The organism is Paraburkholderia sp. (assembly GCF_035501035.1).
Classification (GTDB): domain Bacteria; phylum Pseudomonadota; class Gammaproteobacteria; order Burkholderiales; family Burkholderiaceae; genus Paraburkholderia.
The window spans coordinates 1-7,763 of record NZ_DATJWR010000155.1; the positions used below are offsets into that span (position 1 = coordinate 1).

Here is a 7,763-nt window from a genome sequence, read left to right on the forward strand (position 1 = left end):
TCAGATGAGAGTCAGTTCAAACTACACCCTTCGTCAAAACCCGCTTCCCGCGAGCGCTTCTCACGGCGCACACTGCGAAGCGGGCTATTCATCGGCGTACGCTGGTCCCGCGCGCTTACGCTAATGAATGCGGTAAGGCGCGCCGTGCCACGAGGCACAGCGCGCCGAGTCATCCCGGCGTCGGCTACCGACACCGGGCAACGTTCGTTGAAGACGCCGGCCACACAACTCGCGGGGCCCGCGCCCTTTTCCGGGGGGAAGTTTGCCCATCCCACTGAAGGGTTCGCAAAGTGCCTGTCATGTCGGTGAGCCTGCTCGGCTCCGGGCACGCTTTGCATCAGGCGTTCCTGCTCCTAGTCGTCATGCCGGTCGAGGCGGCTCGCATGCCGCCTCCGGCAACCCCAAAAGACTTGCACCGCAGTGCGCCTGGGTTATTCCCAGGACAGCGCACCGCCCGTCTGATATTCGATCACGCGCGTCTCGAAGAAGTTGCGTTCCTTCTTCAAGTCGATCATCTCGCTCATCCACGGGAACGGATTCTCTTCGTTCGGGTACAGCTGATCGAGACCGATCTGCTGGCAGCGACGGTTGCAGATGAAGCGCAGATAGCTCTTGAACATCGATGCGTTCAGACCCAGTACGCCACGCGGCATGGTGTCTTCCGCGTAGCGGTACTCGAGATCGACCGCATGCTTGAACAGTTCGACGAGCTCTGCACGGAACGCCGGGGTCCACAGGTGCGGGTTCTCGAGCTTGATCTGATTGATGAGGTCGATGCCGAAGTTGCAGTGCATGGACTCGTCGCGCAGGATGTATTGATACTGTTCCGCGGCGCCGGTCATCTTGTTCTGGCGACCGAGCGCCAGGATCTGCGTGAAGCCCACATAGAAGAACAGGCCTTCCATGATGCAGGCGAACACGATGAGCGACTTGAGCAGCTTCTGGTCGGCTTCGAGCGTGCCGGTCTTGAACGACGGATCCGTCAGCGTATGGATGAACGGGATCAGGAACTCGTCCTTGTCGCGGATCGACTTGACCTCGTGGTACGCGTTGAAGATCTCTCCCTCGTCCAGACCCAGCGACTCGACGATGTACTGGTAGGCGTGCGTGTGGATCGCCTCCTCGAACGCCTGGCGCAGCAGGAACTGGCGGCATTCGGGCGCCGTGATGTGCCGGTAGGTGCCGAGCACGATGTTGTTCGCGGCGAGGGAGTCGGCGGTCACGAAGAAGCCGAGGTTGCGCTTGACGATGCGGCGCTCGTCCTCGGTCAGCCCATTTGGGTCCTTCCACAGGGCGATGTCGCGGGACATGTTGATTTCCTGCGGCATCCAGTGGTTCGCGCAGCCGGACAGATACTTCTCCCAGGCCCACTTGTACTTGAACGGGACCAACTGATTCACGTCGGTCTGGCCGTTGATGATGCGCTTGTCGGCGACATTCACGCGGGCTTCGGTCGAGACCGGTGCTTGCGGCGGCGGTGCAACGGCGAAGTCGCTGGAGAAGATGTTGGTCGCCGAGGAAACCGGAGGAACGGAACGCAGACCAAACTGCACATCGGCAGCCTGGACAGCCTGACCCGCGGGGTTGCGCATTGCGTTTTGCTGCGCACCGCTCGACGGAGTTACGGCCGTGATCTCGTCATCCCAGTTGAGCATAAATGTCACCATCAATTTAGATCGGTTTGTACCATCTTTTCGTGAGCGATAAAAGGGTTCGCACACGAAAAATCCTGTTTTCGATTCGCGTTGCGACCTCGATACAACACTTTGTTATCGCATCGTGTCGATTGCATCGCGCGAGCACTGCGCAAGCAGCGCATCTTCGTCATGCTGACATCGCGCGTGCGATGCGATTCGAAGGTCTACGCAACATCGAGAGCGTGTGTGAATGACGGTGTTCGCCGCGCGCTTTTCGCTCGCGCTGCGAGTGCGCTTTCACTCGCCGCTCACTGCTTGCCGCGCGCGGCGCTTCGGCTCGCGCGGCCTGAGTCTTGTCCCTGCGCGAAACTCCAGGGATTCCTTCCTGATGCCTGTAACGCGCACTGCAACACGCGTAGCGCGAGTTGCCGGGAGAGTCGTGCGGCGCGCATTGCGCGCGCCTGCCTGCTTCGTTGTTACATCTCTCTACTACTGTTCACTACGGATGCTGCTTCGGTCCTCGCATGATGCGCGCGGCGTTGCACCGCGAGCATCATGCGCCGCCGGTCTTACTGGCAAGCCTCGCACTCTTCGAAGCCGGGGTCGCCCGGACGCATCATGCACACCGGACCTTCCGCTTCCGGTGCAGCTTCGATCGCCGCTTGCGCCGCAGGTGCCGAGTGCAGCGTGGTCGAACCCGCGCCACCGAATGCACCACCCGCGGCACCACCCGATGCGCCACCGAACGCGCCGCCGGCATTGCCGCCGCCTTCACCGTTCGTCGGCACTGCATTGAGCGCGCCGTGTGCGACGGTCGACTTCTCGACGTGCGTGGCTGCCATCGTGCGCAGGTAGTAGGTCGTCTTCAGGCCGCGGACCCAGGCGAGCTTGTAGATCTCGTCGAGCTTCTTGCCCGATGCACCCGCCATGAAGATGTTCAGCGACTGCGCCTGGTCGATCCACTTCTGGCGACGCGAAGCCGCTTCGACGAGCCACGTCGGGTCGACTTCGAATGCCGTCGCATACACGGCGCGCAGGTCGGCCGGCACGCGGTCGATGCGCGAGAGCATGCCGTCGAAGTACTTCAGGTCGGCGACCATGACTTCGTCCCACAGGCCGCGCGCCTTCAGGTCACGCACGAGGTAGTCGTTGACCACCGTGAATTCGCCCGAGAGGTTCGACTTCACATAGAGGTTCTGGAACGTCGGTTCGATGCAGGGCGACACGCCGATGATGTTCGAGATGGTCGCGGTCGGTGCGATCGCGATGCAGTTCGAATTGCGCATGCCGTGCGTCGAGATGCGCGAGCGCAGCGATGCCCAGTCCATCGTCTCGCTCGTGTCGACTTCCACGTAGCCGCCCCGCTGCTCGGCGAGCAGCTTGAGCGTGTCCTGCGGGAGGATGCCGCGATCCCACAGCGAGCCACGGTAGGTCGAGTAGCGGCCGCGCTCGGCTGCCAGTTCCGTCGACGCCCAGTACGCGTAGTAGCAGACAGCTTCCATCGAGCGGTCGGCGAACTCCACGGCCTCTTGCGAAGCAAACGGCGTGCGCAGCAAGTGCAGGCAGTCCTGGAACGCCATGATGCCCATGCCCACCGGACGGTGCTTCAGGTTCGAGTTGCGCGCCTTCGACACAGCGTAGTAGTTGATGTCGATGACGTTGTCGAGCATGCGCATCGCCACGCTGATCGTGCGCTTGAGCTTGTCGTGGTCGAGCGCGTACGTGCCGTCGGCCTGCTTGGCCATGTGCGCGGCGAGGTTCACCGAGCCGAGGTTACACACGGCGATTTCGCTGTCGCTGGTGTTCAGCGTGATTTCCGTGCACAGGTTCGACGAGTGGACGACGCCCACGTGCTGCTGCGGCGAGCGGATGTTGCACGGATCCTTGAACGTGATCCACGGATGGCCCGTCTCGAACAGCATGCCGAGCATCTTGCGCCACAGTTGCTGCGCCGGAATCTTCTTGAAGAGCTTGATCTCGCCGCGCGCGACCTTCTCTTCGTAAGCCGTGTAAGCCTGTTCGAACTCGATGCCAAACTTGTCGTGCAGGTCCGGGCAGGTCGAGGGCGAGAACAGCGTCCAGTCGGCGCCTTCCATCACGCGCTTCATGAACAGGTCGGGAATCCAGTTCGCCGTGTTCATGTCGTGGGTGCGGCGGCGGTCGTCACCGGTGTTCTTGCGCAGCTCGAGGAACTCCTCGATGTCGAGGTGCCACGATTCGAGGTACGCGCACACCGCGCCCTTGCGCTTGCCGCCCTGGTTCACGGCGACGGCGGTGTCGTTCACGACCTTCAGGAACGGCACCACGCCCTGCGACTTGCCGTTGGTGCCCTTGATGTGCGAGCCGAGCGCGCGCACGCGCGTCCAGTCGTTGCCGAGGCCGCCTGCGAACTTCGAGAGCAGCGCGTTGTCCTTGAGCGCTTCGTAGATGCCGTCGAGGTCGTCGGCCACCGTCGTCAGGTAGCACGAGGAGAGCTGCGAGCGGTGCGTGCCCGAGTTGAACAGCGTGGGCGTCGACGACATGAAGTCGAACGACGAGAGCACGTTGTAGAACTCGATCGCACGCGCTTCACGGTCGATTTCGTTGAGCGCGAGGCCCATCGAGACGCGCATGAAGAACGCCTGCGGCATCTCGATGCGCGTGCCGTGCACGTGCAGGAAGTAGCGGTCGTAGAGCGTTTGCAGGCCGAGGTAGCCGAACTGCAGGTCGCGGTTCGCGTCGAGCGCGTTGCCCAGTCGCTTGAGGTCGAACTGCTGGAGCTTGTCGTCGAGCAGGCCGGCTTCCACGCCGCGCTTGATGAACTGCGGGAAGTAGTCGGCGTAGCGCATGCCCATTTCGGCTTGCGTCACTTCCTCTTCGAGAATTTCGCGACGGATCGTGTGCAGCAGGAGGCGGGACGTGACCTGGCTGTACGCCGGGTCCTTCTCGATCATCGTGCGCGCCGCGAGGATGGCCGAGTCGTAGACCTGGGTCATCGGCACGCCGTCGTAGAGGTTCTTCACCGTTTCCGAGACGATCGGGTCCGCGTTGACCGCATCGCCAAGACCGTCGCACGCCGAGACGATCAGCGCGCGCAGGGCGTTCATGTCGAGCGGGCGCGTCACGCCGTTGTCCGTGACGTTGATGCCGGGCGCTGCGGGTGCTGCCGTTTCCGGCGCTTGCGCGCGCTCCTGGTTGCGCTTCTCGCGATAGAGCACGTAGGCGCGCGCGACGTTGTGCTCGCCGCCTCGCATGAGCGCGAGTTCGACCTGATCCTGGATGTCTTCGATATGGAACGTACCGCCGTTCGGACGGCTGCGCACGAGTGCACGCACGACGTTCTGCGTGAGTTGCTCGACGAGTTCGCGAACGCGCGCCGAAGCCGCGCCCTGGCCGCCGTTCACGGCGAGGAAAGCCTTCGTCATCGCGATCGCGATCTTCGAAGGCTCGAACGACACCACGCTACCGTTGCGGCGAATCACCTTGTGGTCGGCGAACTGCTGCGCGCTCGTCTGGCCGTCCTGCGGTTGGCCCCCCAGCGTGTGCGCGGCGCTCGCGCTTTCATACCGGGTCGAGACGTTATCGGTCGTTTGCATGTGCAAAGCTCCTGTGGTCCTGGAAAGGTGCGAAGAGAGTTCGCGGATTAATTCGGACGCCGACGCCGTGCCCCCGTGTGCACGCTCGATCGGTCGGAGAAAAAAAGCCAGCCTGGCGAGGCTGCCGGATGCGACAAGGCAGATGAAACACGAACTGGTGCGGTCTTCATCACGGATGTCGCGATCATTGGCTGTACCTTCTCTCTCGATTACAGCCGGTGCGCCGGTTCTCTCGGCCGACGGCACCGCACAAAGTTTCTTTTTTTCCTATGCCGCTAACGCGCGCGGCACCAGGCTCGTGGAGCAGGGTGCCGCGGCACAACACAACATATGGTGTGAAGCCTTGTTTCGGGTACAAAGTATAGTGGAAGACACGAAGCGGTCAAACGCCTTTTTTTGCCGGTCCTATCTTGACAAGGCTGCAAGCCAAGCGGCGCGGGCTTCGCCGGCCAATGCCCCTTCGAGTGGTCTGCGAGGAGAGCGTAAACACCCGGCGTTTGCGCGCGAAGCTTGCTTATTTCGTGTGCAGCCGGCGAGGGCTTAGCGGTGGTTCGAACGCGTCACGGCGTCGCGTTTTGCGCGTCGCTTCCCTGGATATAGGGGAAGCGGTCATCGGTGAGCTGGGTGTCGCGCTGCAAACGCGCCCAGTCGAAATGCGGACCGGGATCGGTCTTGCGACCGGGCGCGATGTCCGAATGACCAGCCAGCGCCTCGATTGGATAGTGCTCGACGAGTGCATTCACGAGGGCCGCGAGCGTCGTGTACTGCGGCGGCTCGAAGGCGGTCGTGTCGCTGCCCTCCAGCTCGATGCCAATGGCGAAGTCGTTGCAGCGCTCGCGCCCGAAGAAGCTCGACGCGCCCGCGTGCCACGCCCGCTCGTCGCATGAGACGAACTGCTCGAGCGCGCCGTCGCGATGGATGACGAAGTGCGCCGAGACGCGCACGCCGCGCAGGTTCGCATCGAAGTACGGATGCGCGTCGCAGTCGAGGCGATTGAGGAAGAGATCGGCGATCTCGGGACCGCCGAACACATTGGGCGGCAAGCTGATGTTGTGGACGACGATGAGCGTCGGCACGGCGCCTTGCGGGCGTGCCTCGAAGTTCGGCGACGGCAACTGGCGCGCGCCCGGCACCCAGCCCTGCGCGTCGACCTCGTACGCGGGCATTTCCGGCGATCGAGCAGCGCTCATCGTGCGGGACGATCCTGGCTTGTCGTGCGAGCGTCGTAAGCGCGCGCGTGCTCCGCGCTGCAAAACGAATGCACGCCGACATTCACCGACTCACTGCGCGGCGCATGCACGCCGCACTGCGCGCAGCGCACCATCGGCTCGGGAAGCGCACCCTTGCCGCTCGCACTCGCGCCACCGTTGGCGCCGCGCGGGGCGCTCTGCCCCGGCTGCGTGTGCGCGCCGTGCGCGCGGCGCAGTGCCTTGACGAACCACTGTCCGACCACGAACAGCAGGACGAGGAGAAGAATCTGTCTCATTGGAACGCGCTTTTCAGACCTCGTCAAACCACAGGACGGTGCAACAGCACCTCCAGGACGAAACGGCTGCCCACATACGCAAGCAACAAGGCGACGAACGACGCGATCACCCAGCGCAGCGCGGCGCGGCCGCGCCAGCCCGAGAGCTTGCGCGCGGTGAGCAGCGCACCGAACATCAGCCACGAAAGAACGGCGAAAACGGTCTTGTGATCGAGCGAGAGCGGCCGATCGATCAACTGCTCACTGAAGACGATGCCCGAGACGAGCGTGGCCGTGAGCAGCACGAAGCCCGCTCCGATTAGCCGGAACAGCAGCTTTTCCATCGTGAGCAGCGGCGGCAGCGTCTCGATCCAGTTCGAAAGCCAGCCGCCGCCACGGTTGCCCGCGTTGCGCTGGAAGCCGGCGCCCTTGAGCGCATGCAGGCGGCGCTCGACGGCGAGCATCAGCACCGCGTGCAGTGCGGCGATCGCGAAAAGCCCATACGCGACGTTGGCGATGACGAAGTGCAGCTTGAACATGGGCGCCGCCGCGTAGGGCAGCACGCGCACGCCACCGAACACGAGCGGCAGCAGCGCCGCCACGGCGGCGAGCGGCAGCAACAACAGGCGCAGGCCATCGAGCTCGAAGAAAAAGCTCTCGATCCAGTAAATGCCCGCGCCGAGCCAGAACATGGCCGACAACGCGAATGCGAAGCCGAACACCATTTCGTTGGCGGGGAAGATCGTCATGTGCAGGAGCACGCCGTGCGCGGCAAGCGCGACGAAGAGGAGCGAGCGCGAGACCGGGCCGAAGGTCCGCGTGCGCGGGGCGTCGTTGCCCGCGCCGAGCGTCACCGGCATGGGCGGCACGCTGCCGAGCAGCGGTGCGGCGCCGGTGCGGCGCAGTGCGCGCCAGTCGGCGGCGCACAGACCGCCGTACAGGAGGACGGTGAGGGCATACAGTACAATATCCATGTTCGAAGTTTACTATAGGCCCCCTGGCCGCGCGGGATCGCGACGAAACGCGGCGCTTTCCCATTTTGCGCGCGCGGGCCGGGCCGCACTGCTCACCGCCTCCCCATGCTCG

General features: G+C 63.8%; 6 protein-coding genes. All 6 read right to left on the minus strand.

Going from position 1 to position 7,763, the window contains the following annotated elements:
- Positions 1–11: 11 nt before the first annotated feature.
- The 6 genes from VMJ11_RS10865 to VMJ11_RS10890 all read right to left on the minus strand — a co-directional run bounded on the left by VMJ11_RS10865 (position 12) and on the right by VMJ11_RS10890 (position 7,651).
- Positions 12–338 (minus strand): hypothetical protein, encoded by a 327-nt coding sequence (locus VMJ11_RS10865; protein WP_325619423.1) that lies wholly within the window; start codon positions 336–338, stop codon positions 12–14.
- Positions 339–431: 93 nt separating this feature from the next.
- Positions 432–1,655, minus strand: coding sequence for a ribonucleotide-diphosphate reductase subunit beta (locus VMJ11_RS10870; RefSeq protein ID WP_325619424.1), 1,224 nt, complete (start codon positions 1,653–1,655; stop codon positions 432–434).
- 551 nt (positions 1,656–2,206) lie between these two features.
- Positions 2,207–5,212 carry a ribonucleoside-diphosphate reductase subunit alpha gene (locus VMJ11_RS10875; RefSeq protein ID WP_325619425.1) on the minus strand — a complete coding sequence of 1,002 codons (3,006 nt, stop codon included), beginning with the start codon at positions 5,210–5,212 and terminating at the stop codon, positions 2,207–2,209.
- A 560-nt stretch (positions 5,213–5,772) separates the two neighbouring features.
- A complete protein-coding gene (gene ampD / locus VMJ11_RS10880) occupies positions 5,773–6,402 on the minus strand; it encodes a 1,6-anhydro-N-acetylmuramyl-L-alanine amidase AmpD (protein WP_325619426.1) in 630 nt (209 codons plus the stop codon).
- Entirely contained in the window at positions 6,399–6,698 is a 300-nt protein-coding gene (locus VMJ11_RS10885; RefSeq protein WP_325619427.1) for a PP0621 family protein, read from the minus strand. The genes ampD and VMJ11_RS10885 overlap by 4 nt, the downstream gene beginning before the upstream one ends.
- Before the next feature lie 23 nt (positions 6,699–6,721).
- Complete coding sequence (locus VMJ11_RS10890) at positions 6,722–7,651, minus strand: cytochrome C assembly family protein (protein WP_325619428.1); 930 nt, start codon at positions 7,649–7,651, stop codon at positions 6,722–6,724.
- Between the last annotated feature and the right edge of the window lie 112 nt (positions 7,652–7,763).